Source organism: Paenibacillus anaericanus, from assembly GCF_003994475.1.
GTDB lineage: Bacteria > Bacillota > Bacilli > Paenibacillales > Paenibacillaceae > Fontibacillus > Fontibacillus anaericanus.
Genome location: NZ_RZNY01000078.1, coordinates 1 through 1,825, shown reverse-complemented (window position 1 = coordinate 1,825; position 1,825 = coordinate 1). Strand labels below are relative to the sequence as shown.

At 43.3% G+C, this 1,825-nt stretch carries 1 protein-coding gene and 1 pseudogene; both read left to right on the top strand.

Annotation, left to right across the window (positions count from 1 at the left end):
* Positions 1-1,523, top strand: a pseudogene (locus tag EJP82_RS28125) (hypothetical protein); the annotation flags it as partial.
* A gap of 117 nt (positions 1,524-1,640) precedes the next feature.
* Positions 1,641-1,825 (top strand): hypothetical protein (locus EJP82_RS27750; RefSeq protein ID WP_148125767.1); only part of this gene is annotated, 185 nt, incomplete at its 3' end.

Sequence of the window (1,825 nt, the reverse complement as noted above, 5' to 3'; positions counted from 1 at the left end):
TTGAAAGGATTAATAGGGTAACGGTACACACGCCTGTCGTAGATTACGCCGAAGTACTTGACGACGATAATCGTCCCTTTGATCAGCGGATGGTAACGAATAGGAGTATCCCTGTGATTATATTGGACCGAGAGTTTACCGTGAGACTAGACGAGAAAGGGGAGCATTCTAACAAACCAGGGTACACAGATCCCTTTACGAAATACACCGAAGCTAAACGGGTGAAGTTTCCTTTTGGTGTCTTTGATGGAGGTCAATACATCGAAGAAAATACATGGATTTATATTGATGTAGGCAAAGCACAAAAAACATTTAAGATGCCGACATGGATTAATGAAGACAAGTATACGATTGAGACGGAAGTGATCGCGATTAATGCGGAAATGTCCGAGATTAATGAGGGTAACGGATGTCAGACCGAGAAAAATTCGGATCTTGCCAACCATTGTGCCAAACGAACGATGGATGTGGATGTTGTCGGACGACTCTTTGGCTTCCGTATATGGGATATTGGAGATTTTCGCTATGAAGATGTGTTCCGCACGCAAAAAGAACAAGCCGCTCATGCCCAATTTTATTACGTATCAGGTGGTCGTGATGAGAATCGTGTGAACACCAGGCTTTGGGATCAACCACAGAGGATGTTACCGGTAAGACCAGGCTCGCATCCGACCTATGCGATGAACGTCCCTCATAATGGCTATACGTATTTATTCGATTTCAAGACCATTGGAAACGTATGGAATGTGGGAGAGGGGATCGGGATTACCCCCACCTTCTGGTTCGTTCCTCAGAAAGGCGGTACAGCGCAACAAGTTAACTTATATTATGATGCATCTGGCGCATCGAATAAGATGATCCAAGTCGGATCTGATGTTGATAAGAAGATGTATAGTCGTGTCTATAAGCTAGCGGACCCCTTCCGAAATATCAATACGGCAGAGCTGCAACGCTCAGCGGAGTATGAATACAACTTTATTTGGACGGCACAAGAAAGAGCGAAAACACCTTGGGGAAAATTCTATCAACAGTATCTAACCCGTCAACTTCAGATTAGTGATCAAGGATATAACAATGAGGTGTTAGGGTATCGATCTCGCACGATCATCGGGCCGCAACCTCCTACTGGCTCGAACGTGACTCAAGAACGTGCGGAACGAAGTGTGCAACATTGGTACGGAGAATATAACTTGCCTGTAGCCCCGTATATTCTTCCTACAGGTACGTCAGTTCTAGATTTGGCAAAAAAATACGGTGGTGCATTAACAGGAAAAGAAAAAGAGTTTTTGAAAAATGGCTATATTATTGTCAATTTCAAAATCAATACGTTACGCGAGAAAAACGGAAAAACCGCGGAATTACTTGGCTATCAAGGCGAGATTGCGAATATGTGGGAGATAGAAGGACAAGTGGAATTATCCAGTGATATATATGGTAATTCTTTTAAATACCAATGGGGTGACCACATCCTATTCGAATCCGATTATTCCGTACGTAATGATTATCAAGGTGCGGGTCATTAACTGAATAAACACGAAAGATGTAATCCATCCCATCTAAGACAAGAGCTTCGAATATAGATTTCGGAGCTCTTTGGCTACAACGAGAGTGATTCATCTGAGCAAGAAAGGAGTAAATAGGTGGCTCAGAAATCGATGTTTCAAGAGGGTCAGATGCAGAAATTACAGAAGGATCTGCAAGGAATTTCCGACGATACGAATCATTTACGTACAAAGACGCAAGGCTTCCTTAACGAAATGGACGGGGAATTGTATTCCCGCGTATCAGGACAAGCTCAGCTTGCGCAATCTCAGATCAATCGCCT